This window comes from Bradyrhizobium sp. (assembly GCF_030693485.1).
Lineage (GTDB): Bacteria > Pseudomonadota > Alphaproteobacteria > Rhizobiales > Xanthobacteraceae > Bradyrhizobium.
Window position 1 is genome coordinate 36,325 of record NZ_JAUYAN010000326.1, and the last position, 20,765, is coordinate 57,089.

Below are 20,765 nucleotides of genomic sequence, written 5' to 3' on the forward strand. Positions count from 1 at the left end.
AGGGAAACTGCGAGTGGGGACTGGCATGGCAAATGAAGATCTGTCTGCGCTTGGAGAAGCCTTTCGAGGCCTGCACCCAACGCTTGTTCAGCAGGAGCAGATTTTTCGCGAGGCGGGGCGAACGGTAATCAGCTTCTCGAATATCGAATCCGACCTGACTTTCCTCTTCGGCGTTCTGGTGGGAGCAGACCTCTACACCAAGGCTGTGGCGACTTTTGAGGAAGTGAAGAACAACTTCGCACTAAAGCTCAAGCTCATTGACCTTATGGTTGAAAAGGAATGCACAGAGGCGGAGAAGACCGTGTGGCGCCCCATCTCCGGCACCATCAGCACCCACAAGGGTATCCGCAATCTCATTGCGCACCAAAGAATGAGCTTCCAGATACCGTCCGATTCAGACCAGCCGGCCGCCTCGCTTGTGGTACTGGAGCCCGCCCTGTTCTCGGGCCGCAAGGGCAGAAAGCTTGAGGGTCACGAAATAAAGGCAACGGCAGACGCATTAGAGCCGATTGCCGATCGAGTTTACGAGTTTGCCCGGGACCTCATGCTGCGCCGCGCGCCTGCTGCTGTACCTGGCGGCTAGTCTTCTTGCCCAAATTTCCGTCCGCCGTTCCACCTTTGCTCGCGGCCGTCTTTCCAGACCTGCATTGCAATGGTGTTGACGTATGTGCCAACCGAAGAGAACGAGCCGGCGGGGAGGTCGCGATAGGTCGCGTGCATTTGCTGCATCATCGTCCGGAATGCTTGGGCCTTCTTCGTACCGCGGAAATCTGTGCCGGCGGACATAATGGCGATCAAGAAGCCATCCGGCTTCAAGAATTTGAGCGCGTGCATGACGTGGTCAATATCCCGCTCGCGGTCAAAGGGCGGGTTCATCACCACGCGATCATAAAGCCCGGTGTTGTCTGGTGAGAGGGTCAAGAAGTCTTGGCAGTAAACCCTCTTGAAAACTCCAAGTCGGTCCAAGCCCTTTGCCAAGTCGGGCTGAATCTCCACACAGTCCACCAAACCAGCCAGGCATCGGCCTGCCAAATGGCCCGTGCCCGCAGATGGCTCCAGCACGCGCATGCCTGATGCGATGTGCAGGTCCTTCAGGGCAAAGTCGCAGGCCTCGGGAGGGGTGGGGTAGAACCCGAAGTTCTTGGCAGGCGTAAGTTTGAAGACGCCCAGTGGGTCTTCTTCGGTCGGCTGTTTGTCGCCGATGACTTCGCCGTAGTACTCAGCAAGGAGGCGGTTGACCTTCTCCACCAAATCATCCCGCAAAAACCAAAGGTGTGCGTTGCCGTTTTTGAAGCCCCTTATCCGAAAATAGGAGGTTTCGGTCTCAGACTGGTGGGGTTGGTAACCGCGCCGGGACTGTTCAATGGCGCCGATTGCCGAGGTGTAGGAGCCGGTCAGATTTCCGTCGAGCATCGAAAAAGTACGTTCAATGTCAATTAGCGTATCCCGGTGATGCGACGTGTAAGACCAACCTCCATATGCGCTGAAAGCATTGGTGAGGATAATACGGCCGCCCACCTTGAAGCCGTCGTGGCTCTTGAAGCGCCGGTCCAGCTTCGAAAAAGCATTGGCGATTCCACGACGGAAAATCATGTTGGATTCCGCGATAAACATTTGCAGCGTGGAGTGGATATTCTCAACGGTTGCCGGCGGCAGACCCTTTGCCATTTCGTCTTCGTTGATGATCTCGCCGGAATGGCGGTCAACCTGCTCCGGGATGTAGGCCATCTGTTGCCGGAGCTGGTCCTTGGCTTCCTTGTCCATCAGCCTTTCGAGGTCGGTGCGCTCGACCATGTAAGCCCACACCTGAGTGTCGATGAGGCGGCGGGCGACGCGGGAATAGCGCTCGCGATCGGGCAGGCAAACCGCAGCGTAGAAGTCCTTGATTTCTTGGTGATGGGAGCTTGTGAAGTGCCGCTCTGAGGGGTTGCAGCGGGCGGCCATCAATGCGGCGGCTTTTATCTTCTGGTCCGCAGTTTCAATCGCTCCCCAAGCCTCCTCATACAAAGAAAGGGCTTGGTTGCGGTAACCTACGATTTCCTCAACGGTAGCGCGGGAGACGAGGGCAAAAGTTTCCACATCCTTGCCTCCCCTTAGTTCATATACCGCGAATGGTCTTCATCCCACTCCGCTGCGAGAATGCACACTTCATCGTCGGTGCGCACGTCAACTTCCCGCACACAAAGGTCAGCGCCATAGTGGGTTTCGGTGTTGCCAACGAAGGCGATTGCTTGGTCTTCTTCATCGAAGCTAATAATGCACTCGTCGAAGCGCTGGCCATCAAAGCCGGTACGCTTGCGGTAAACATCAAAGCGGAGGATGCGGTCATCGCACTGTGGGGCGACGCGGGCCAATTCGGAGTAGTTGTAACCAATATTGCTCATGTGATGATCTTTCGTTGCCAGATCATCCTGAGTCTTAAAGTTGTATACCGCAACAATAATCGCAAAAATACGGGGGCTCAAAAATCTGCAACGAAAGAAGAGCGCCCCGTAATGCATCGAAATGCACGGTGCGAGTCTCACTCAAACCCGCTACGGCTGTCCAGCACAATCACGCTGAGGCAAACCTCATGGCAAAACCGCAAAGCTCTATAAACGCGGAATGGGCTGCTGCTTTTTCAAGCATGAATCTTATTGAGCAGGATCTGCTGCTTGATGAGCTGACCGCGATTCACAACACAGGGAAGGAACGGCGGCGGCAGGAGCTTCGATCTGAACTCGGCTCACTCACAGATAGGCCGATGAAGACGAAGCCTAAACCTGCCGGTAAGCCAAAATACAGATCGTTGACCAATCCGAATCTCGTCTGGGGAGGCCGTGGGGCGTTGGCATCCTGGCTAAAGGCTGAGATGGCAGAGACCGGCAAACCGCTTGAAGCCTTCAAGGTCACTTAGGCTGGGGCTCGGTCAGTTCGCGTTCAAGACACTTCAGCGCCATGAGAGGGCTGTCCAAAACACGCGCCGCGCCGCCACTCAGCGAAAGGCCCCTGTAGCCTTTAACCAGTTTATAGAGAGCGAGTATCTGCCAGTGGTCGGCCTCTAGCCCTGGCGCCTCTACTTCAATACTGACCGGCACCATGGTGGGCTTGTGGCGCACAACCTTCCCGCCTTTTTTAATCGTGATGTCCGGCCCACCCCCCGGTAGTCGTACACTGATTTCGTGAGCGAGCATGATGCTGTAGCGCATTGGGGCCTCCGCCGAAAAGATTCGGACGGGATTGCGCCGCAACAAAGGCAAAGAAAAAGCCGCCCACGTGTGGACGGCCATCATAATTCGATGTTCACGATGTGCAGTACTCAGCGAACGGATGGTTCGCCGGGATTGCACCGGGAAAAGGCGAAGTGCCTTCGCTGAAGACAATCTCAACTGTGGGGTCGATGCCCGTTGCGAGGTTTGCGAGGTGAGCGATAGCCTGGCGCTGGTCGTCGGTCGGGAATTCCTGGCCGAAGACAACGCCTACTTTGGTCTCTCGTCCGATGTGGATCGACTGAAGGGCAATGATTGTCCCGTCCGCCTCCACAAAGTGAGTGTAGCTCGCGCGGTCGGTTATCCGCGCAAAAGTGATGCGGTTCATTCTAATCTCCAAACAATGAGAGCTGATTGTCGTCTGCCGTGGGCTTTCGCGCACGGGACACATCGGGGCTTTGCGGGGCATTAGGATCTATGCCGTTGTCCGCCATGAATTTAGCGGTCGTCATGTCCTCGCTTGCCCAGGGGAAGTAGAGCAACCCGCACAGAGTGCAGGGCGTATTGACGGGCTCGGGGCCTTCAGTTCGCCACTGATTGTGCTGGTGGCCTACGTCGCAGCGATACCAATGTCTGAACATCGTCAGTCATCGATAGGTTCGTCGGCGTCGTAATTGCCGTCCGTCAGCACCTCAGGCCGGTAGCCTGAGAGCTTCTGCTCTTCGCACTTGGGGCACACTCTCGCGAGCGGGATTCCGCGTGCGTCGTTTCTCCAGCGTGAAGTGAGACCACTACCGCAAGGGCAGGGCCTGGCATCGTCTGGCATAAGCGCCTCCGTGAAATTTTCACCATCGCAACATTGCAAGTCATCAAGATACGGCGCGTTTCTTTGAGCCCATTCACGCGCAGATCCCTCTCGTCGCTGCTCCATGGGTGGAATCGCTACGATGGTGAAAAGGTGAAGATGAATTTAGGTGAGGCGGAATCGTGCGGGATGAAATTGTATTCATCAAATGAAAAAGCCCGCCTAAGCGGGTTGAACCAAACCGACCTCGGTCCCGACCAAGGGTATGTCGGATGCTCCTTGGAGTTCTGTTGTGATGCCCAAAGCGTCTCAGTCCATCAAGACAAGTTTCGTCATCGCACTCGTGATCGGGCTTATCATCTCGGGGATATTCATTGTCCTTGACCCGTACACTGGGTTCTACTTTTTGAATTGGCAGCTTCCCGGTAACGCCGCCGCATTTGTTTTCTGGGGAATGTTAGGCGGCTCTACTACCGCTGGCTTGGTAATTAGTTGGCTGGTGAATGGCCTCATGTACAGCGTGCCTGCCTTAGGCGTGATCCGCGGCATCGTTGCTCTGAGACGAGCAGCGACAAAATAAACAAGCCGCTTGCTGTATACGACTTCCCTCCGCATGATTCATTCAAGGCGGTGAGCATGCACCCTTGCCGCCCGACGTTTTCTGCCGGTGCATCGTCAAACAACAGAAAGCAGGTGCATGGATGCCCTTAAGTTTTACACCGGACTCGCGGAGAAGGTGGTTCCCGGAAAATACTTTCAATCGATCAGAAAAGTAGACAATCCGATCAAGCTCGGGGATGAGCTGAGATTCATTGAAATCGATGAAGATGATTTTCCGGTCCATCAGCTTGGAACCGGTCGCTGCATCGGGATTTCCGATATCGAAATCCAAGATAAATCAGTTTCGGTCCTATGCCGGCAGGGCAGTTGGAAGGCTGAACTTCTGCATGGTCATAAACAGCCTCTCTGGTATTTGCCTATAGATACCAGGTATGGCGACGGAAGCTGGGGTATCTGCTCGTTCACAGCCGACGCAGAAGCCTTAGACCTCTTCGCGAAAGCGGAAGGCTTCTTCAGTTGGTCCGTATTCGTCTGTTGGGTTGCAGACCAGTACGGGCTTCCATTCAAGGGCAAGATGCTCATTTGCGAGGTGGACGCCTGATGGAGCGCCCTACATTCTACGCGGTTATCCCCGCCTTCGTCCGCTACGCGCCGATCTCTGCCCAAGCAAAGCTCTTCTACGGCGAAGTGACGGCTCTCTGCGAGAAAGAAGGGTACTGCTGGGCTTCCAACGGGTACTTCGGCCAGCTCTATGATGCTGATGAGCGAACTGTGCGCCGCTGGCTGAAGGAGCTGGTGGTCGCGGGGTTCGTCACTGTCGATCTCGCCTGCAATCAGCACGGTCAGCGCCGTATCTTTCTTGCCCGGACAAATCTGGCCGGACAAATCTGCCCGGACAAAAATGTCCTCCATAACGATACAAGGGTAGATATCGATACAAGAAAACATACCCCCCCAACCCCCAAGGGGGAGCCGGACGGGTTTGAAGAAATCTGGAAAGCGAAGTGGAGCAGGGGCACTGCACCGAACCCTCGGCAACCAGCACTCAAGGCTTATACGGCTGCGCTCAAGCGCGGATCTTCGCCGGCCGATATCCTGGCTGGGGTCAAAGCCCGCGTCGGTGTCGAGAAGGAAGACACGCCATACGCACCCCAGCTCGTGACCTGGCTGAATCAGGACCGCTGGAAGGACGGGACCGGCGCCGCGGTGATGAAGTCGGAGGATATGGCAGCAGCCCAGCGCCGTATTGACGAGATGCGCAGACAGAGTGAGCGGCGCGCTGCTATGGCGCTGGCGGAACGGCGCAAGCAAATGGGGCTCTCGGCGTGACCGATACCCAACTCCTCAAAAAGCTCCTTGCTGAATACGGGCAATCATCGGAGCATATCAAACAACTCGTGAGGGAATCGCGTGGGGCAGGCCAAGGTAAAACAGCTGAGGGCGAAGACTTGTTACCTCTGCGGCAAACCGCTCCAAGGTCCGACCTCGGCTGACCATGTACCACCGAAGCTATTCTTCCCCGAGACGAAGGGTTTGGACCTGCTGACCATTCCGGCGCACCCCGGATGCAACTTATCCTACCAATTGGATGAGGAATACTTCGTCCACACGTTGCTGCCTATGACGAAGGGAAGCGCAGCCGGCGACGCCCAGCACGTTCGGGTGCGGAGAAAGATGGATGCCGGAAAAAATGTAGCCCTAGTCAACATGGTGATGGATGAGTTCAAACACGTCGTGAAAGGCGTCCACCTTCCCGCAACCCGGGTCGCCAAGCTGATTGACCACGCCAGGTTCTTTCGGGTGCTTTGGAAGATTATCCGCGGACTGCACTACCACCATTCGGGAGTGATACTGCCGGAGGAGTGGGGGATGCGTTACTGGATAACAGCCCGGTATGAACCACCGGAGGAGTTCTTTAAAATGTACGCGGAGAGCGGACGGGAAGTCATCCACGGTGCCTATCCCAAGGTGTTCTCTTACTTCTTCGACCGATTCAAGCCCGAGAACTTGAACATGCAGTACTGGGGCTTTCACCTGTGGGATAGCATCATCATCACGGCAATGTTCCACGACCCGACTTGCGGCTGTGAGGACTGCCAGTTTGTCGGACCGCAGTTCCCGGAAGCGATGGCTGGGACCATTAAAATTCCCCGTTGACTCGCTGTTCCTGTTTCGTTCTGATGGGGTCTCCTTTCGCAGAGCGGAACTATGCCCGACCTAGATCATCTCAGAGCTGAAATTGAAGGTATGCGCGTGCAGGTAAACCGGCAGCGCAAGGAAATCCTCCAGCTTCAGCGGGCCGGCATATCCACGGCCTCGGCCGAACTGCTGCTGCAGCGGATGCACGCGAAAATCGACGGGATGTGTGAGCAGCGGGACAAGCTGAAGAAGGCTGAGCCGGGTCCGGTAAAGGGCAAAGTCCTGGGTGGTCGGCGGTGGTAGAGTTGAAATGGTACGACCCCAACGCCAAGGATAACCCGCCCTGGATAACCGCCCTCGCAGAAGTGCGTCATCGGGCCTGCCTGGAAGGGTGGTGCTACCAGCACGTCCAGGCGATCATTGTCTCGATCGATCAGTATGCGGAATCGGCCTTGGGCAACCGAAATTATTTTCTTAACAAGCCTCAAAGTATCGGTTGAAAAAGACGACCGCGCCGCCATTGAGTAGCGACGCGGCCTGGTAAGCCGAGAGTTGGGGCAATGCGGCCTACTTAGAGGTCCCGCCCTTGTTCTGCTGACCCATGCCGTCTTTCGACGCGCCGCCCTGGTTCATGTTGTCCCTCTGCATGCCATCCTTGGACATGCCGTCCTTCTGCATGCCGGCCCCGGTGGTGCCGGAGTTCATTCCCGAGTTCGTGCCGCTGTTCGTGGAATTGTTCATGCCGGGCTTGTTCATGTCCGACTGAGCCGCTGCGGGCGCTCCGGTGTTCTGGGCAAAGGCAGAGCCGCACATCAGGGTCATGGCAGTCGCGATAAGAATTTTCTTCACTGGAATCCTCCGTTGGGTTTGTTGATGCTTCGACAACGGTGGGTGGGGAAACTTCGTTCCTTGGAAGTCTTTGGAAAGATGTAGAAATTCTGCGGAAATTTTGAAACCGACGCCGGTTCTGATCGTAGACGGCATTATGGAACCGCGACTTTCTTCCAGCGTTAGAGACTCGTAACTCCCGAGTGGTTACCTTGCCCTGTCGGTCCGCTTTCCCCTAAGCGGGCGCGGCGGGGTGTTTTTTGTGAGTAGCGTTTGTGCGTAAGAAGTTAGAGATGCCGGGGTTCATTAAACCCCAGCTCGCCACCTTGAAGAGCAAGGCTCCCAAGGGTGAGCAATGGCTTCACGAAATCAAATACGACGGGTACCGAATTCAGATCCACGTCAACGCCGGGAAGAAGAAGGTCTACACCCGCAACGGTCTGGACTGGACCAAACGCTTTTCTGTCATTGCCGGCGCCCTCGACCTCCCCGGACAGGCCATCATCGACGGCGAAGTGGTCGTCATCCATGAAGGCCGGACCAACTTCTCCGAACTCCAGGCCGAGCTCGCCGCGGGCAAACAGGATCGGCTCGTCTATTACGCCTTCGATCTCCTGTGGCGAGACGGGGACCTCCGCAAGCTCCCCCAGATTGAGCGCAAGCAAGCTCTGTCTGATCTGATCGGCGAGAACGACATTGATCTACCAGTGCTCTACTCCGAGCATCTGACCGGCGACGGGCAGGAGATGTTTGAGCATGCCGCCAAGTTGGGATGGGAAGGCATCATCTCCAAGAACGCCCAAGCGCCGTATCGATCGGACCGCAACGAAGGCTGGCTCAAGATCAAGTCGGTACAGAAGGGGAAATTCCCGGTCATTGGGTTCGTCAAAGATCCCACGGGGGTCGCCGCGCTCTACCTCGGGAAGAGGGAAGGCAAAGACCTGGTCTACATGGGCAAGGTCGGTACCGGCTGGTCCCGGACTGTCTCCAGCCAAATCAGGAAACAGCTCGATACTGTGGTCAGCCCGAAATCGAAGCTCACCAAACAGGTCAAGAAGCCCAAGGCCACCTGGGTGGACCCGGTGTTCGTCGCAGATATAGAATACCGGGATATCACCTCGGAAGGTTTACTCCGGCAAAGCTCATTCAAGGGGCTAACGCCTGGCAAGAAGTCATAAGGAGCCTTGTATGGATAATGAGACCACCGCTAAGGAAATGGCTTACGAAGTGCTCATTTTCTTCATGGCCGAACGAATGAAGGCGGCCGCTATCTTGTCAGGCGAAGATATTTCTCAGCTCGAAGCCGAAGCTACACTGGCTGTGAAAGGTGCCGAATTCTCAGCTGGGGCGCCGGAACAGTTTCAAGTCAAGACTGTCGAAGACACATTGGCGCAGTTGCCGAATGGGCTTGCAATTATACGAAGGGCCGCAAGTAAGACGACTTGACGGCCTGCGGCCACCGGCTCACGATTCTAGGATGCAAAACATTCAAGCTCGTTACCTGGCAAGGCGCGGCGGAGCCCGTGAAGGTGCTGGTCGTCCGGTGGGTACGGGGAAGTATGGGGAAGTTACCGCTGTTGTGCGAGTGCCCGCGAGCCTGAAAGATGAGTTACTGGCCTTCGTCGCGCTGAAGATGCGGAAACTCCCGCTCTACGTTATGCGAACCAAGGAAGGCCAAGCAGACGGCGGGTCTTCCGCAGAAGCTGCAGGTGATGCTCTAGTCGTTCCTCCCAGCTCCTCTCCATTTTGTGGTACTTCAGGTGGCAGGGACGGCAATGAGGGATAGCGGTTTCGTCCGGCGCCTTGAGTTGTCCGCCAGACCCCCAGATTGCGCCAAGGGGATGTGAAGCCTCTGAAGGTTTCCAGCGGCTGCACTCAATGCAGCTCATATCCCGGATGCGGGCGAGGTATTTCTCATTGAACCTGGGCAAGCTGACGCCCAAGGCGCGGACGTGAGTGAGAATGTTACGCCTTACCACGCTTGCGACGTTTCGCTGATTTTAGTCTCTCGGCCATATCCCACCAGTGAGCCGCCCGGTCGCGTAGCTCCTTGGTGAAGCTACGATCGGCGCCGTTGCTCTCCAGCTGGTCAGCCGTTGCAATGTTGGATGCGGCCAGCCGCTCCAATTCTTCCACCATTGCAGCTTTGCTACGCGGCACGTTTAATTCCCAACGCTGTGTCGTAGTCGTCAGGAATGGGGAGGGCGACACCCAGCTCCATGGCCAGGGCCTCGATCGCTTCGAGGAACCTTGTAAATTCCGTGGTGTTGAGCTTGGTCGTGCTTTTCGGGATGATGAGGTGAGTGCCGGCAACCTCGATATGCTGGACCCCCAGGAACCGAACCTTCATCTCCTCGTGTAACTCGTCGGCAGTATTGCCGTTGAAGTCACCGATGACGTTAAGCCACATCCAATAAAGCCGGTTCTGGCTCGTGCTTCGGCTCTTCTTGTATTCCTTGATCTCAACCTGCATCACCTTGGCAGACGTGCACTGAGCGACGGCTTGCATAGCCTCCCGTCGCTTATGCTCGTTGCTGATGATGTAGAAGCCAATCACTCGCTCTTCTTCCGCTTACGTTCGATCTTCGCCTCAGCTTGGCGACGGATAGAGGCATCTGTGATGGAGTGATCAACCGACTTACGGCAGATTGCGCCCATGTAGTGGACAGCGAACTCCAGCATCTCCGAAGGTTTGGTGAAGTTGAGCATGCGCATGAGGCGCTTCATCTCCCACTCGGTCTCTGGTTGAAGGGAGAAGTTGGTCTTGATACGAGCCACTAGGCTGCTTTCTCTTGGTTCATATTTTCAAGAGCGCGGTACTTCATCTCGAAGATGACGTTGTACGTGCGGTTCCAGAATTTGTCGGTGAGGAGCCCTTTGTCAAAATGCTCGCCTTTGATCTTGTTTAGCTCCTCGATGTTTACAGTGGCCGACATTTCACGGAGAAGCTTTTCCAGGCTTATCGAAGCGGAAGCTGCATCGTCGTCCTCTGTCACCATTGCAAACATGCAGAGTAGGGCGTAGCGACGGGCATAGGTCATGGCAGCGCCATAAGCCTGCGGGTCGTTTGCCCGTTGCATCGGAATTGTAATGGTGCTGGTGATCTCGCTCTTATCCGCGTGGATGATGCGGGTAAGGACAGTGCAAGATCCGCTCGCACTGCTGGCCGGCACTTGAACCACGGCGAGCCTATTGGCTGTGAGGTGAGGCTGGAGGGTCTGCATCACCTGGTGAAGGTTTGCAAAGCCGCCGTGGTGGCTCTTGGCGTTGGCGCGAAGAGGCTCAAGCTTCTCCTGCACCTTAATAAGGGCTGCGATTACGCCGCCGTCTTCTCCTGTGGTTTTGAGTTCTTGCACATTGGTTTCTCCTGTTGTCGGAGAACGATGATTCAGAAAGTCGTATACAGCAAGAAAAATGTAGGAAAATATTCTTACAAAGTTCTTGACGAGATTCTTTTGGCTGTGAGACGATTCACTCACAACAGGAGAAACAACCCATGACGATAAAACAAATTCTATTCGTAGGCGCCTGCGGCCAAGTTGGCTGGATGGCTTTCAGTGCAATCTGCGCCGTTGCGGTCGCAGGCTAAGGGAGAGAAAAATGTGGGAAACAAAACCATCATCGCTAACGCTGAACCGGCTGTAGCAAATATTGCCCAAGTCCAAACCAACAAAGTTGCCGAGGAAGCCACCCAGCGTGTCTTTGAGGAAGTTGTAGGCCTCGAACGCTTTAAGGACATCACAGAAGACATCGCCGCGCTGATGAAGCAGGAGATGGTCAACCAGTCGTTCATGACTGTGCAGCTGGAGCTGACAGAAGCGCAAGCCAACGCGCTACAGGAGTTCATCCATCGCGCCGTATCGTCTGCCCGGGATCGCTACCTTGGTAAGCTTGAAAAAGACAAGCGCACCAAAAACATCGTGGGGATCGTAGAAGCCAGTATGCGGGGGGTGATCGAGGAAGCCCTGTCTGGCATTGGGCAAGAGATTAATCGCGGCGCTGCAATCAACGCGACCGCAGTTTCCGCAAACGCCAAAAAGGACGATTACAACTCCATTGAGCTGAATTACTCCAAGGCGGCCGGGGACATCACTATTCCCACTCGCGGGGTCTTCATATCCACCAACTGCATCCAGGTTATTCAGGATAGCTGCAAGGTGACACTGGACGACGGAACGGTCGCCGACAAAGCAACCGGTGAAATCGAGGGCTAGTCTTGGCCCCACTCCAACCCGCGCTTGACTGGCCTCAGCTACCCTTAGGTCCGACTGATGTTCATCTGCGTGTCCATCGCAACACAGGCTCTCGCAAAGCCAAGGAGCCTGTGTCTGTCGCTGGACCACGTTGGGTGGAGAGCCATCCTCAGGTCTACGCCGAATTCAAACGTGTCGCCCTCAAGCTGATCGGGCAGGGGCGCAAGCACTATGGCGCAAAGGGCATCGCCGAATACCTCCGCCTGCACACCGATGTTGAAGGGGGTTTGGAGTTCAAGATTGCTAATTTCGCAGTCACCTATCTGGCCATCAAGTTCGTCACAGAGTTTCCGCAGCACGCGAAATTCTTTAAAATCAATAAGAAAGAAAGCTAAGGGGATGAAGTATGCAGTAGCCAGTTACACCAACCGTTGGGACCACGAGCACCTCTATGTGGTTAGGAAGCGCAAGGTTGGCATCTGGCCGTTCTGCTTCACCATTCATGAGATTCACAGCCACCGATGGAAGAATGTCTGGCCGTGGGAAATCGACATCTGGACCGAGTTCAAGAGTTCGCGTGCTGAGGTACGGGAGCGCCGGGCGAATCTCGCTGAAATTTACGGGATGCAGCGATAATGGGCGTCGTTGTGTCTCATCGGGTGGAAGCTGATCCAAGGGCTAAGCTTCCGCCCGGCGCCACTGAAGCGTGGTTTGCTTACCATATGTCGAAGACGATCCGTGCCGGATTGGGTGGAGACTTCGATGCCCCTCAGGTTGCCTTCGGTGTCCGGACGCCAGTTCGGATAAAGCCCGGAGATCCTGAGTTTGAGCACATGCTCGAATTTGAGGGGAAGGTCTACGTTACCGCAGCTCGCATTCAGGAGCTGACTGGTTGGACGTACATAAATGTAATGACTTATGCGAGCCGAGATATGTGGCCGCGCATCAATCATCCCAAGGGTGGCCGGTTCAAGATGTACGCATTGGATGCCGCGATGGCGACCCACCATAGCGTCAAGCTTCACTTGAAAACGGTGCAAAGAGCGGCCTGATGCGCCTCATCCTCGCCGCTCTCCTGCTCGCCGGCCCAGTTTTTGCAGATCCGCCGGCGGCACTGGTTCGCATAAATCGGGAGGTCAATGACCGCGCCTTTTATGAGTTCTATGAGGCGAAGGATTTCCGGTACCTAAAGGAAGGCGACAGCGGTAACTGCGCCGCGTTCACCTGGACCAAGTTTGTCGAGCTGGTGAAGGCTGGAGAGAAGCCGGTCATCCGCAGCTGCACCCTGAAGAGCGGGGTAGGGCACGCCTTTGTCGAGGTGGACGGCTGGGTGGGGGATAACCGCTGGGATGAGCCGGTACCGATCGCCGATGTCGGATGCAGGGATTAAGAGGTTTGGAGCGTTTAACCTCTACTCGTTCTTCGTGATATATTTGGAATCTCCCAGACTCGCGAGGGTGGGCGCGGGCAACTCTTTGTCCGGCTTCGTGAAAGCTGCGATTTCCTTCTCCAACTGCTTTTGTCGTTCGAGGTCTTCCTTCTTTTTCTTGTCCTCCTCTAGGATAACGACGAGCGATTGCCTGAGCACGTTGAAGAAGGCCAGACATTGGTCCTCCCGCAGCTCATGTATGCCCAGGCTGAGGATTGAATAGATTCTGGCATTCCTGACCAGGAACGGAGGCAGGTGGTCCTTAAGCAAGCTGACCTTGTCATCCATCCGCACGCCGTAAAAGTCACCATCGCTCCAACCCTCGGCTGCTTTGAATTCTTCGAAGCGGTTGACGATCAAACGTTCAAAGATGCGCCGCAAATAGACGTAGGAGCCAATTCCGACATTGTGAGCAGCAAGGCCAATGGCTCGGTGAAATTCCGCCTCGTCCTCCGACGATAGAAGCTTTGAGTAGTTTTTACTCTCGTCCAGCGCGATATCGGCGAAGGAAGGATACTGGCCCACTTTCTGAAGCAATCCACTGGCCATTCGGCAGTGGAAGACGATGATATGCGCAAGTTCACTACGTGCACAGGCCAACGCAACCTGACCTGTAAAGTGGGGCTTCTCATCGGTGGAGGGCAGGCTATCTTGACTTGTTGGCCGGTGGACAAACGTACTTTGCTGACGGCAATAGGGGCAATACCCGTCAACCCTGAAAGACTTCCTGAAGACCTTCATCGCGGCATTGTAGTCAATCTGCTGCACACTATAGAGCGGCGTCTTAAAGAAAAAATCTTCAGTAGACGTGAAGGCGGGTACTGGTTTGGCCACTGGAGGCTCCAAATCACTTGCCGAAACAGAAGTAGCTGTGTGCATAATTGCGAACTCAACAGAAAGCTATCAGAAGTTGACGTTCAAGAAAGGAGAAACGCCGAAGGGGGCTAAGCCGTTTACGAAGGGGAAGTCGGGGAATCCAGACGGTCGTCCGCCTGGCTCCCGTTCGCTGCGAACGATCCTCAAGGAGGCGATCGAGATCAAGCGGAAGAGCAGGACCGACCCGCTTAATCCCGATGCCGCGCCGCGGGATATGACAATCGGTGAGGAACTGGTGGCAAAATGGGTGTCGCTGGGCCTGGACGGGAGTGAGCGCTCCCTTGAGAGGATGTTCGAGCAGCTGGAAGGGAAGGCGGTTCAACCTATCAGCGGACCGGAAGGCGGTCCCGTCCAAACCGAGACTGTCTTCAAGCTCGATGAGGCGTCCAATGAGATGGTCAAGGCCATCGGGCAAACACTGGCCAAGGTGAAAGTGGGGTAGGTCGATTATTCTGCACGCGGGATTGCGGAGAACGCTGAGGAATGGCTGGCTGAGTTCAAACGCCGGCTCTTGTTCTACGACGGCCACGATAAGCAACTCGAATTCCACCGCCTCGGCGCCGTCAGCCGCGAACGCCTCTTCCTCGCCGGCAACCGCGTAGGCAAAACCCTTTGTGGTGCAGCTGAGGTCACCTTCCATCTGACGGGCTATTATCCGGACTGGTGGGAGGGGGTGCGGTTCAATCACCCCGTCCAGGCATGGGCGGCGTCGGACACCTCTGAATCCACCCGCGACATTCTCCAGAAGACCTACATCGGCGATCGGCACTCGCTCGAAGGTGGCCTGATCCACTCCAGCCTGATTCAACGGGTCACATCCCGATCCGGGGTTGCTGATGCAGTTGATACCGTGTTTGTCCGTTACCGCTTGGGTGGTGTGTCTGAGCTGGGGTTGAAGAGCTACGACCAGGGTCGGAAGAAATTCCAGGGGACGCACAAGGACGTTGTCCACCTCGATGAAGAGCCACCGCTGGATGTTTACAGCGAGTGCATGCTCCGCACCACTGCCGTGGGAGATAAGTCGCCCGGCATTGTGCTAATCACCATGACGCCACTCTCCGGCGTTACCCAGGTCGTACAGCTGTTCATCAACGAAGGGGCAAAGCCCGGCCTCGTCCGACCCGACGGCCGGGTGTTTGTCCAGGCGGGATGGGAAGACAACCCGCACCTTTCCGACGAAGAGCGAGAGCTGCTGATTAAGCGGACGCCGGCACATGAGCTGGAAGCCCGCCGATTGGGTAAGCCATCACTGGGCAGCGGGATGGTGTATCCTGTTGCGGAGAGCCGCTTCGTCATCGACCCGATCAAGATTCCCGATCACTGGCCGCGCGTGTTCGGGATGGACTTTGGGTGGACCAAGCCGACCGCCGCCGCCTTCCTCGCCCACGACACCGATAACGACGTGGTGTACGTCACCGGCGAATACTACCAGGCGCAGGCCACTCCCAAATCTCACACGGTCAACCTCTTTGCCCTGGGCGCTGACTGGATACCAGGGGTCTGTGATCCGTCCGGGCAATCCGCAAACATCAAGGATGGTGAAAGCCTGCTTGAGGAATACGACCGGCAAGGCCTGAACCTCACGAAGGCGGACAACAGCCGGGAAGCAGGCATCCAGGTCATGCTCGATCGGATGCAGTCGGGGAAGTTCAAGGTGTTCAACACGTGTAGTAACTGGCTCTATGAATTCCGCATGTACGCCCGTGATGAAAAGGGCGTGCCGAAAAAGGAGAATGACCACTTGATGGACGCCACGCGGTACGGCGTTGTCAGTGGTCTCGGCATCGCCACCACGAAGCTTCGCTCCTCAGTCATCCCATCGCGTCGCGGCGTCGCCGCTGCATGATGTTGCTTGCCAAGCAAAAACTTTCGGCCTTATGATTCGGCACAACGAAAGCTAAAACAATGCCTAAGGCAACAAAGAAGGTCGCCACACCGGCGAGTGAAGCCGCCAAGGATGTGAACCAAGGCGAAGATAATCAAGAAGATAGCGCAGAGGATGTGATCTTCGCCCAAGCCGAACTCGGCCAGGGTGGTCTCTCTCTCGTCCCGACCAAGAAGGTGAAGAAGAACCACACTGTCGAAGTGCTGACCCTCAAGGGCAAGAGCATCGAGCGCGATGGCTTCACCGTCGTGAAGGCGAAGAAGTAACGGGCGCTGGACGAACCAAACGACCCGAAGCAGGAAATCCTCGAAACGGCGATAGCCCAGTTTGAGGCCGCGGTTAAGCACCCGGTCTTCCAACAGTTCTACGCAAACATGGTCGAGGATTTCCGTTTCGTTGACGGGTACCAATTCACTGACGAAGAAGAAAAGAAAATTCGGGATGAGTACGGGGTTGAGCCCATGGTCATCAACCGGCTCTTCGCGCGGCTGAACAACCTGCAAGGTCAGGAAGTCCAAACCCGCACCAAAGTTAACTACCGCGCCCGGTCCCACGACAAGCAAGAAAAGCAAACGGCTGAAGCGCTTTCCGCGCTCGCCATGTTTATCCAGGACAAGAACAACTCCACCCATATTCTGTCCGCGGTCGCCGATGATTCACGCAAGTGTGGTCTCGGGTGGCACCGTTTCGATGTGGTCGATGGTGTGATTGGGGAGGAGGCGGAAAACCCGCTCTTCGTCGTTCCCGACTTCCGCGACATGAGCAAGGGGATGACCAACCAGCGTCAGGTCTCCCGCTTCTACTGGATGCCACGCGATGAAGCGAAAGAGGATTTCCCCGACGCCACGGACATCATCGACAACGCTTCGCCACAGTGGACGGTCTCTGGATTGACCGAAGCCCACAAGGCCGGCGCATTCCGCCTCACTCAATCGGGTTGCTACTACGACCAGCAAACCGACGAAATTTGCATCGTTGAGCACTTCATGCGGACGCCCGCCGAATACTACGAGGTGGTCACCAAGGACAACCGGCTCGTCACCACTTTCAGTAAAACTGAAGCGGACGGGATGGCGCGGTCCAAGGAGGATGTGACCAAAAGGCAGGGTTTCAAGGTCTCTGTGGTGTACTTCACCGGCGACCAGCTACTCTCCCACTTGGACGAAGAGGAAACTTACCAGCTCAACCCGGCTAAGGGTCTCATCAGCCTCACTCCTACGGTCTGCTTCCGTGAGCGCGTCAGCGGCTGCCCTTATGGCCTCGTCCGCCATGCCAAAGATTCTCAGCGCTCCTTCAACAAGACGAAGACCCGTCTCGGGTGGTTGCGCACTGCCCACCAGGTCATCATGGAGGCCGACGCCGCCGACGCCGACAAGGTGCGGAGTGAGGCTGCCCGCCCGGACGGGGTGTTGATCGTCAAGGCGGGCAAGAAGCTAGAAATCAATCGGCACGAACAAGCCATTGCTCAACACCAAGCGGGATTGGTTGCTGACGACCAGGATATTCAGGCCACGCTTGGCGTGTTCGACGAATCCATGGGGATGGAGACCAACGCGGACAGCGGGATTGCGATCCAGCGCCGGCAGGTTGGAACCTCCCGCAACACCGCTTCCATCATCGACAACGCCCTAGCTGCGAAAAAGCGGTGGGCGGAGAAGCTGCTCTATTTGATCCAGTCGGTCTTCACCGATCAAGTCGCCTTCTGGGTGCTCGATGACAAGAACGAGATGAAGGACTTGGTGCTGAACCAGCCCGTGATCGGTGCTGACGGCAAACCGGAGATCGACAAGAAAACCGGTAAGCCGGTGATGAAGTACGACATCAAGACCGGCGCGTTCGACGTGTTTGTTGAGGAGGTGCCGGACGTGGCCTCCATGCGTGAAATCGGTCAGGAGCGCTTCATGAAGGCCGTCCAGGCCGCTGGAGGGTTCCAGAACATAACCCCCGGTTACGCCATGTTCTTCGACGTTCCAGAGAATTCCAAGCTTATGCAGGAAATTGAGGCCGGGCTGCCACAGCAGCTCGCTGCGGCGAATACGACCGCGGCTGAGGCCGGGAAAGGATTGGCGAGCGCGCTGACACCAGCGCCCACACCGATGGCAGGCGGGGCCACACCCGTGCAACAACCGAAATAGGATCTTGCGAGATGATGATGGCTGATGAAGTGAACGAAAACGCCGAGGAACTCCTCGAAGAAGAACCCGAAGCTGGTGCTGAGGTCGAAGAGACCGAAGAGGAAGCAGAGGGCCAGGAGGAAGAAACCGAAGGCGAGACTGAAGGTGAAGAAGGCGAGGGCGAAGAAGAGGCCGAAGTTGACCCCAAAGACGCACAGATTGCGGAGCTGAAGACAAGGCTTGCAACTACTGAAGGTCGGGTGGGTACGGAAGTCGGTACTCGGAAGATGCTCTCGAAGGTTATCAAGCAGTTGGAAGAGAAAGAGGGTGTTGTTGACCGGGACGCTCTGGCCGAGGCCGTTGGCATCGACCGCAGCCGGTTGGACGGATACCTCGACGCTCCCGACACTGATGACCAGGGCGAATTCCAACGCCGTGCCGGAACTGCTGACAAGCAGCTCAAGTCGGTGGCGAAGGTGTTGAAGGCAAACGGTAAGGACGCTGATCAAATCAGCGCTTCCTACGTGGCTCTTTTGAACCACGACCCGGAAGAGCGTCACCGCTTCATGGAAACGCCAGAAGATGAACTCGGTGCCTACGTTATCGACCGAGTGACCGAGGCAGGCGACAAGGTGAAAGACCTTGTTGAGGCCAAGGGGGACATCTTCGCCGTTCTCACCAACAAGGACACGCGCATTGCTGAGCTGGAGGCCGAAAACAAGGCACTCCGCGAAGGTACTGAAGTCAAAAAGCCCATCGTCAAAAAAACACGTGTACCGATCCAATCGGGCAGTGCCAAACCGGCAGCTAGCATAAGCGCGGCAGCCGAAGGCAGTGCCATCAGGACGGTGCTTGGCTAAAACAATAGAAAGCTAAGAGGATGGGAAATCCCACTACTTCCTCCAGCCACGTGCTCGCAAAAACCAAATTTGCGAACAGCGTGATGGAGGGACACCTCATCAATAACCCGTTGATGCCGATCATGCGGCCCAACGGTTCTAACTCGATCATCATCACCGAGAAGGTTTCGGCTGGTGAAGGCATGACCTTCCAGGTCGGCTTCACTGACGAAATGAGCATGGACAGCTGGAAGAGTGGAAACACTCGCGTTTCTGGCAGTGGTGAAGATCTTCGTCTGACCAAGGACGATGTGACACTGGAACGGGATCGCGCGGCAATTCAGGTGACCAACATCACCGAATCCGCCCTGCGCACCGGCGTCAACCTGCCTGATACCGCCAAGCGCCGCCTCCAGCGCGCTGCCGCGTCTCGGGTGGCCTATAAGATGCTGACCGCTCTGTGTCTCACCACCGCTGGCCGGACCCGTCCGCGCTACCTCTACGGCGCCACGGATGACAACTGGAACGCCACTCACGCCACCGCTTTGGCGAACGTGGATGCGACTGACGACAAGATGTCACTCGCGATGATCGACGAGGCTCTCTACAAGGCCAAGAACGAGGCCACCGGCCGCACGTTCATGAGCCCGGCCTCGTTTGAGATCGCCAAGGACAGCATCGTGCAGAAGTACGTCCTTCTGCTGACTCCGATCGCTCGTCGCGACCTGAAGCGTGACCCGGAGTTCAAGAACCTGGTCAACTACAAGGACAAACCGCCCTTTGACATCATCAAAGGCGGGACCTACGTGGGCGAATATGAAGGCGTGTACATGTACGAAGTACCGTCCTTCTACAAGCCCACCACCGACAACCCGAACCCGATGATTGCGACCGCTGGCGGCGCAAGCTCCATCGACGTTTCCCACTGCTTGCTGCTCGGCGCCAACGCCGGCTGCCTGGCTTATGGCAACGTGGTTCTGGAGGATGACGGCACTCTCAATGCGATGCGGACCACGGTTGACACCGATGGCTCCGTCCGCATGGCGGTCACAACCGAAGTAGGCGACCACGGTGGTAACAGCGAAATGGCTGTGACCATGGTCCCCGGCTACCGGAAGCTGGTCGATAACTCTAGCGGCACTGCCGAAGACGTGGGTGTTATCCACGTGTTCTGCTCTGGCCGGAAATAAGGAAGGGCTGAACCATGACTAAAGCAGTGGGTTCTTACCAAAAAGGTACGGCAGTTGATCGTGACGTGATGGTCAAAGCCGTGGATCACGTGGTGACCGCTGGGCAGGACTCTGCCAATGCGGCCGCCATCACAGTAACTGACATCGGTACCGTTAAGGCCGTCATCAGCGCGCTCATCGAAAGCACCACTGGTGTCTTTCGTGTACCGCAGGGTGTCGTCTCGAAGTCTGGCGCCGTTGTAACCGTAAACGACACCGGCCTGGCCGTGGATGAGATTATCCACCTTCAGGTAGTCGCTTACGAAGCGGTCTAAGGGGAGGGCAAGGAAATGAACATCAAATCCTTGCTCGCCTCCGTTGTATTGGTCGGCGCCTTCATTGGCGCCGTCCAGGCACTGGATACGAGCTCCACAGTCGGTGTGCGCAAAGCAATCACCCCGGTGGGCGTGTCACCTCAAGTGACCTATACCGAAGCTACTGCGACCGCCGCCGCTGCTTCTGCCGACCGCTTTACCTTCGATGTTCCGGCGCCTCGTGGCTCCGGAAACATTGTCGGGTGTGTTGTGCGTACAGAGAACATCAGCGGTACTGCTAAGCCGTTGAATGTCTCGCGCAGCGGTAACACCATCACCGTGTCTGATGATCCTGCTACTCTAAGTGGGACCATTGTGACCGGTGACAAAGCGATAGCGCTTTGCACGCAGAATACCTAAGCCAA

At 56.3% G+C, this 20,765-nt stretch carries 32 protein-coding genes; 22 read left to right on the top strand and 10 right to left on the bottom strand.

Annotated features, from left to right (window positions below; all coding sequences use genetic code 11):
* Positions 1-25 precede the first annotated feature (25 nt).
* Positions 26-583: a hypothetical protein gene (locus Q8N40_RS23840; RefSeq protein WP_305713536.1), complete on the top strand. Its 558-nt coding sequence runs from the start codon at positions 26-28 to the stop codon at positions 581-583.
* Here the strand turns inward: Q8N40_RS23840 and Q8N40_RS23845 are convergent.
* Together Q8N40_RS23845 and Q8N40_RS23850 are read right to left on the bottom strand one after the other, a co-directional pair.
* A complete protein-coding gene (locus tag Q8N40_RS23845; RefSeq protein WP_305713537.1) occupies positions 580-2,079 on the bottom strand; it encodes a DUF4942 domain-containing protein in 1,500 nt (499 codons plus the stop codon). The two genes, Q8N40_RS23840 and Q8N40_RS23845, sit on opposite strands and share 4 nt — an antisense overlap.
* 14 nt (positions 2,080-2,093) lie before the next feature.
* Positions 2,094-2,384, bottom strand: a complete 291-nt coding sequence (locus Q8N40_RS23850) for a hypothetical protein (protein ID WP_305713538.1) — start codon at positions 2,382-2,384, stop codon at positions 2,094-2,096.
* A 188-nt stretch (positions 2,385-2,572) separates the two neighbouring features.
* Here Q8N40_RS23850 and Q8N40_RS23855 point away from each other — a divergent pair, with 188 nt between their 5' ends.
* The gene (locus Q8N40_RS23855) at positions 2,573-2,896 is read left to right on the top strand and encodes an H-NS family nucleoid-associated regulatory protein (protein WP_305713539.1); all 324 of its coding nucleotides are present in this window, start codon (positions 2,573-2,575) and stop codon (positions 2,894-2,896) included.
* On the opposite strand, the gene Q8N40_RS23860 is transcribed toward Q8N40_RS23855, so the two are convergent.
* Positions 2,889-3,188: a hypothetical protein gene (locus Q8N40_RS23860; protein ID WP_305713540.1), complete on the bottom strand. Its 300-nt coding sequence runs from the start codon at positions 3,186-3,188 to the stop codon at positions 2,889-2,891. The two genes, Q8N40_RS23855 and Q8N40_RS23860, sit on opposite strands and share 8 nt — an antisense overlap.
* 94 nt (positions 3,189-3,282) lie before the next feature.
* Entirely contained in the window at positions 3,283-3,576 is a 294-nt protein-coding gene (locus Q8N40_RS23865; protein ID WP_305713541.1) for a hypothetical protein, read from the bottom strand.
* Between the two features lie 712 nt (positions 3,577-4,288).
* On the opposite strand from Q8N40_RS23865, the gene Q8N40_RS23870 reads away from it, so the two are divergent.
* The 5 genes from Q8N40_RS23870 to Q8N40_RS23890 all read left to right on the top strand — a co-directional run bounded on the left by Q8N40_RS23870 (position 4,289) and on the right by Q8N40_RS23890 (position 6,996).
* Entirely contained in the window at positions 4,289-4,573 is a 285-nt protein-coding gene (locus tag Q8N40_RS23870) for a hypothetical protein (RefSeq protein ID WP_305713542.1), read from the top strand.
* Between the two features lie 117 nt (positions 4,574-4,690).
* Positions 4,691-5,155, top strand: coding sequence for a hypothetical protein (locus tag Q8N40_RS23875; RefSeq protein ID WP_305713543.1), 465 nt, complete (start codon positions 4,691-4,693; stop codon positions 5,153-5,155).
* The gene (locus Q8N40_RS23880) at positions 5,155-5,883 is read left to right on the top strand and encodes a helix-turn-helix domain-containing protein (RefSeq protein WP_305713544.1); all 729 of its coding nucleotides are present in this window, start codon (positions 5,155-5,157) and stop codon (positions 5,881-5,883) included. Before Q8N40_RS23875 ends, Q8N40_RS23880 begins: the two co-directional genes overlap by 1 nt.
* A gap of 81 nt (positions 5,884-5,964) precedes the next feature.
* The gene (locus Q8N40_RS23885; RefSeq protein ID WP_305713545.1) at positions 5,965-6,711 is read left to right on the top strand and encodes a hypothetical protein; all 747 of its coding nucleotides are present in this window, start codon (positions 5,965-5,967) and stop codon (positions 6,709-6,711) included.
* A gap of 51 nt (positions 6,712-6,762) precedes the next feature.
* Complete coding sequence (locus Q8N40_RS23890; RefSeq protein ID WP_305713546.1) at positions 6,763-6,996, top strand: hypothetical protein; 234 nt, start codon at positions 6,763-6,765, stop codon at positions 6,994-6,996.
* A gap of 264 nt (positions 6,997-7,260) precedes the next feature.
* On the opposite strand, the gene Q8N40_RS23900 is transcribed toward Q8N40_RS23890, so the two are convergent.
* Positions 7,261-7,542 carry a hypothetical protein gene (locus Q8N40_RS23900; protein WP_305713548.1) on the bottom strand — a complete coding sequence of 94 codons (282 nt, stop codon included), beginning with the start codon at positions 7,540-7,542 and terminating at the stop codon, positions 7,261-7,263.
* 272 nt (positions 7,543-7,814) lie between these two features.
* Between Q8N40_RS23900 and ligD the strand changes: the two genes are divergently transcribed.
* Together ligD and Q8N40_RS23910 are read left to right on the top strand one after the other, a co-directional pair.
* Positions 7,815-8,699 carry a non-homologous end-joining DNA ligase gene (gene ligD / locus Q8N40_RS23905; protein WP_305713549.1) on the top strand — a complete coding sequence of 295 codons (885 nt, stop codon included), beginning with the start codon at positions 7,815-7,817 and terminating at the stop codon, positions 8,697-8,699.
* 10 nt (positions 8,700-8,709) lie between these two features.
* Positions 8,710-8,967, top strand: a complete 258-nt coding sequence (locus tag Q8N40_RS23910; protein ID WP_305713550.1) for a hypothetical protein — start codon at positions 8,710-8,712, stop codon at positions 8,965-8,967.
* A gap of 519 nt (positions 8,968-9,486) precedes the next feature.
* Here Q8N40_RS23910 and Q8N40_RS23915 read toward each other — a convergent pair.
* Genes Q8N40_RS23915 through Q8N40_RS23930 form a run of 4 tightly spaced genes read right to left on the bottom strand, consistent with a single transcriptional unit; the run spans position 9,487 to position 10,877 of the window.
* Positions 9,487-9,681, bottom strand: coding sequence for a hypothetical protein (locus Q8N40_RS23915; RefSeq protein WP_305713551.1), 195 nt, complete (start codon positions 9,679-9,681; stop codon positions 9,487-9,489).
* On the bottom strand, positions 9,671-10,078 hold the full coding sequence (locus Q8N40_RS23920; RefSeq protein WP_305713552.1) for a recombination protein NinB: 408 nt from the start codon (positions 10,076-10,078) through the stop codon (positions 9,671-9,673). The genes Q8N40_RS23915 and Q8N40_RS23920 overlap by 11 nt, the downstream gene beginning before the upstream one ends.
* Positions 10,075-10,248: a hypothetical protein gene (locus Q8N40_RS23925; RefSeq protein ID WP_305713553.1), complete on the bottom strand. Its 174-nt coding sequence runs from the start codon at positions 10,246-10,248 to the stop codon at positions 10,075-10,077. Before Q8N40_RS23925 ends, Q8N40_RS23920 begins: the two co-directional genes overlap by 4 nt.
* A gap of 50 nt (positions 10,249-10,298) precedes the next feature.
* Positions 10,299-10,877, bottom strand: a complete 579-nt coding sequence (locus Q8N40_RS23930; RefSeq protein WP_305713554.1) for an ERF family protein — start codon at positions 10,875-10,877, stop codon at positions 10,299-10,301.
* A 246-nt stretch (positions 10,878-11,123) separates the two neighbouring features.
* Here Q8N40_RS23930 and Q8N40_RS23935 point away from each other — a divergent pair, with 246 nt between their 5' ends.
* The 5 genes from Q8N40_RS23935 to Q8N40_RS23955 all read left to right on the top strand — a co-directional run bounded on the left by Q8N40_RS23935 (position 11,124) and on the right by Q8N40_RS23955 (position 13,104).
* Positions 11,124-11,735, top strand: coding sequence for a hypothetical protein (locus tag Q8N40_RS23935; RefSeq protein WP_305713555.1), 612 nt, complete (start codon positions 11,124-11,126; stop codon positions 11,733-11,735).
* 2 nt (positions 11,736-11,737) lie between these two features.
* Positions 11,738-12,109, top strand: coding sequence for a hypothetical protein (locus Q8N40_RS23940; RefSeq protein ID WP_305713556.1), 372 nt, complete (start codon positions 11,738-11,740; stop codon positions 12,107-12,109).
* A 4-nt stretch (positions 12,110-12,113) separates the two neighbouring features.
* Positions 12,114-12,350, top strand: coding sequence for a hypothetical protein (locus Q8N40_RS23945; RefSeq protein ID WP_305713557.1), 237 nt, complete (start codon positions 12,114-12,116; stop codon positions 12,348-12,350).
* An 86-nt stretch (positions 12,351-12,436) separates the two neighbouring features.
* Complete coding sequence (locus Q8N40_RS23950) at positions 12,437-12,766, top strand: hypothetical protein (protein ID WP_305713558.1); 330 nt, start codon at positions 12,437-12,439, stop codon at positions 12,764-12,766.
* Positions 12,766-13,104: a hypothetical protein gene (locus Q8N40_RS23955; RefSeq protein ID WP_305713559.1), complete on the top strand. Its 339-nt coding sequence runs from the start codon at positions 12,766-12,768 to the stop codon at positions 13,102-13,104. The genes Q8N40_RS23950 and Q8N40_RS23955 overlap by 1 nt, the downstream gene beginning before the upstream one ends.
* A gap of 21 nt (positions 13,105-13,125) precedes the next feature.
* Here Q8N40_RS23955 and Q8N40_RS23960 read toward each other — a convergent pair whose 3' ends face one another.
* Positions 13,126-13,977 (bottom strand): hypothetical protein, encoded by an 852-nt coding sequence (locus Q8N40_RS23960; RefSeq protein WP_305713560.1) that lies wholly within the window; start codon positions 13,975-13,977, stop codon positions 13,126-13,128.
* A gap of 76 nt (positions 13,978-14,053) precedes the next feature.
* Between Q8N40_RS23960 and Q8N40_RS23965 the strand changes: the two genes are divergently transcribed.
* The 8 genes from Q8N40_RS23965 (at position 14,054) to Q8N40_RS24000 (ending at position 20,760) form a co-directional block, all read left to right on the top strand.
* Positions 14,054-14,461, top strand: a complete 408-nt coding sequence (locus Q8N40_RS23965) for a DUF5681 domain-containing protein (RefSeq protein ID WP_305713561.1) — start codon at positions 14,054-14,056, stop codon at positions 14,459-14,461.
* A 69-nt stretch (positions 14,462-14,530) separates the two neighbouring features.
* Positions 14,531-15,865, top strand: a complete 1,335-nt coding sequence (locus Q8N40_RS23970) for a terminase large subunit domain-containing protein (protein ID WP_305713562.1) — start codon at positions 14,531-14,533, stop codon at positions 15,863-15,865.
* A 59-nt stretch (positions 15,866-15,924) separates the two neighbouring features.
* Positions 15,925-16,170 (top strand): hypothetical protein, encoded by a 246-nt coding sequence (locus Q8N40_RS23975; protein WP_305713563.1) that lies wholly within the window; start codon positions 15,925-15,927, stop codon positions 16,168-16,170.
* A gap of 108 nt (positions 16,171-16,278) precedes the next feature.
* Positions 16,279-18,039 (top strand): hypothetical protein, encoded by a 1,761-nt coding sequence (locus tag Q8N40_RS23980; RefSeq protein ID WP_305713564.1) that lies wholly within the window; start codon positions 16,279-16,281, stop codon positions 18,037-18,039.
* 11 nt (positions 18,040-18,050) lie between these two features.
* Entirely contained in the window at positions 18,051-18,878 is an 828-nt protein-coding gene (locus Q8N40_RS23985; protein WP_305713565.1) for a hypothetical protein, read from the top strand.
* A gap of 20 nt (positions 18,879-18,898) precedes the next feature.
* The gene (locus Q8N40_RS23990) at positions 18,899-20,047 is read left to right on the top strand and encodes a DUF4043 family protein (RefSeq protein ID WP_305713566.1); all 1,149 of its coding nucleotides are present in this window, start codon (positions 18,899-18,901) and stop codon (positions 20,045-20,047) included.
* 14 nt (positions 20,048-20,061) lie between these two features.
* Entirely contained in the window at positions 20,062-20,361 is a 300-nt protein-coding gene (locus Q8N40_RS23995; protein ID WP_305713567.1) for a hypothetical protein, read from the top strand.
* 15 nt (positions 20,362-20,376) lie between these two features.
* A complete protein-coding gene (locus tag Q8N40_RS24000; RefSeq protein ID WP_305713568.1) occupies positions 20,377-20,760 on the top strand; it encodes a hypothetical protein in 384 nt (127 codons plus the stop codon).
* Positions 20,761-20,765 lie beyond the last annotated feature (5 nt).

Excerpts from the sequence above, each read along its gene's own strand:
- Q8N40_RS23925 (WP_305713553.1), bottom strand. The coding sequence starts at position 10,248 with ATGAAGCGCCTCATGCGCATGCTCAACTTCACCAAACCTTCGGAGATG.
- Q8N40_RS23855 (WP_305713539.1), top strand. The coding sequence starts at position 2,573 with ATGGCAAAACCGCAAAGCTCTATAAACGCGGAATGGGCTGCTGCTTTT.
- Q8N40_RS23945 (WP_305713557.1), top strand. The coding sequence starts at position 12,114 with ATGAAGTATGCAGTAGCCAGTTACACCAACCGTTGGGACCACGAGCAC.
- Q8N40_RS23975 (WP_305713563.1), top strand. The coding sequence starts at position 15,925 with ATGCCTAAGGCAACAAAGAAGGTCGCCACACCGGCGAGTGAAGCCGCC.
- Q8N40_RS24000 (WP_305713568.1), top strand. The coding sequence starts at position 20,377 with ATGAACATCAAATCCTTGCTCGCCTCCGTTGTATTGGTCGGCGCCTTC.
- Q8N40_RS23990 (WP_305713566.1), top strand. The coding sequence starts at position 18,899 with ATGGGAAATCCCACTACTTCCTCCAGCCACGTGCTCGCAAAAACCAAA.
- ligD (WP_305713549.1), top strand. The coding sequence starts at position 7,815 with ATGCCGGGGTTCATTAAACCCCAGCTCGCCACCTTGAAGAGCAAGGCT.
- Q8N40_RS23980 (WP_305713564.1), top strand. The coding sequence starts at position 16,279 with ATGGTCGAGGATTTCCGTTTCGTTGACGGGTACCAATTCACTGACGAA.
- Q8N40_RS23870 (WP_305713542.1), top strand. The coding sequence starts at position 4,289 with ATGCCCAAAGCGTCTCAGTCCATCAAGACAAGTTTCGTCATCGCACTC.
- Q8N40_RS23880 (WP_305713544.1), top strand. The coding sequence starts at position 5,155 with ATGGAGCGCCCTACATTCTACGCGGTTATCCCCGCCTTCGTCCGCTAC.
- Q8N40_RS23995 (WP_305713567.1), top strand. The coding sequence starts at position 20,062 with ATGACTAAAGCAGTGGGTTCTTACCAAAAAGGTACGGCAGTTGATCGT.
- Q8N40_RS23985 (WP_305713565.1), top strand. The coding sequence starts at position 18,051 with ATGATGATGGCTGATGAAGTGAACGAAAACGCCGAGGAACTCCTCGAA.
- Q8N40_RS23860 (WP_305713540.1), bottom strand. The coding sequence starts at position 3,188 with ATGCGCTACAGCATCATGCTCGCTCACGAAATCAGTGTACGACTACCG.
- Q8N40_RS23890 (WP_305713546.1), top strand. The coding sequence starts at position 6,763 with ATGCCCGACCTAGATCATCTCAGAGCTGAAATTGAAGGTATGCGCGTG.
- Q8N40_RS23955 (WP_305713559.1), top strand. The coding sequence starts at position 12,766 with ATGCGCCTCATCCTCGCCGCTCTCCTGCTCGCCGGCCCAGTTTTTGCA.
- Q8N40_RS23875 (WP_305713543.1), top strand. The coding sequence starts at position 4,691 with ATGGATGCCCTTAAGTTTTACACCGGACTCGCGGAGAAGGTGGTTCCC.
- Q8N40_RS23910 (WP_305713550.1), top strand. The coding sequence starts at position 8,710 with ATGGATAATGAGACCACCGCTAAGGAAATGGCTTACGAAGTGCTCATT.
- Q8N40_RS23850 (WP_305713538.1), bottom strand. The coding sequence starts at position 2,384 with ATGAGCAATATTGGTTACAACTACTCCGAATTGGCCCGCGTCGCCCCA.
- Q8N40_RS23950 (WP_305713558.1), top strand. The coding sequence starts at position 12,437 with ATGTCGAAGACGATCCGTGCCGGATTGGGTGGAGACTTCGATGCCCCT.
- Q8N40_RS23840 (WP_305713536.1), top strand. The coding sequence starts at position 26 with ATGGCAAATGAAGATCTGTCTGCGCTTGGAGAAGCCTTTCGAGGCCTG.
- Q8N40_RS23865 (WP_305713541.1), bottom strand. The coding sequence starts at position 3,576 with ATGAACCGCATCACTTTTGCGCGGATAACCGACCGCGCGAGCTACACT.